This is a genomic window from Acinetobacter sp. NigerLNRRAM0016 (assembly GCF_054112845.1).
The window spans coordinates 1-977 of record NZ_JBSYVT010000099.1; the positions used below are offsets into that span (position 1 = coordinate 1).

Genomic DNA, 977 nt, shown 5'->3' on the forward strand with positions numbered 1-977 from the left:
TAACCCGAATCCTGTTTAAGCCGATGTATCCATAAGACGAATCATTGGCTTGTTTTGATGACAAAGTTGATAGGCGCACAGAGAAGCATATATGCCTGACAGATAACCTGTAATACTCCGTGCTTTGCTCGTGACTAAGTTGTACGTCCCTTTAAGCAAGCTGAATAATGTTTCTATTTTATTGCGTTGTTTTAAGTGGTAGTTATCAGCTTTTGATAATTGAATAAATTGCATGTTTTTACGATGATAGGTCATCAAATCAATACCTTGATCTTTAAGCCTGCTCTTAAGCTCATGACTAATATAGCCACGATCAGCATAGAGTTTGGCTATCATTCCTTTGACTAGTTGCTCCACCATTTTGATATCTGCTGTATGTCCATTCGATAAAACTGTATTTACTATTCCACCTGATTGATTCATCAACAAATGCAGCTTACAGCCAAAGAACCAACCCATTGAGCTTTTTCCTCGTGTTGCAATAGCCGATAAAGACTTATGACGTTGTATTCGCTGATTTTTACAGACAGGTAATACGGTTGAATCAATCCATAAATAATTGCTTTGCTGATCTTTCATCAAAGCGAAATGTAGGGCATGTAAAGCCAGTTGATGTGTATTCATCAGATGAATCATACGTTGATAACACGGCAGATGTTTAAACAGATGGCTATTGTTATATTTTAATGCTGTAAAGAATGCTTTGAAATTATTGAAATGAGAGCACTTATACCAAATTGCAATAAAGGTAATTTCAGAAATACTGAGCTGAGCAGGGCGAGCTCTTGAGCATCGAAAGTTCTGCTTTAAGAAATTCCAGTAAATTGATTCAAATTTTAGAAAGAAATCATCAATTACGCAGAATAATTGGGTACTATCAATCATAAGGACTAGAGTTGTGAGTTTGGTGTGGTAACTCAACTGATGGCTCTAGTCCTTCTCTTTTTCAAGTCAACTGCTTATCCGCGATTCGGGTT

At 36.7% G+C, this 977-nt stretch carries 1 protein-coding gene; it reads right to left on the minus strand.

Annotated features, from left to right (window positions below):
- Window positions 1-15 precede the first annotated feature (15 nt).
- Complete coding sequence (locus ACWQ4X_RS19680; protein WP_457904675.1) at window positions 16-885, minus strand: IS982 family transposase; 870 nt, start codon at window positions 883-885, stop codon at window positions 16-18.
- Window positions 886-977: the final 92 nt, after the last annotated feature.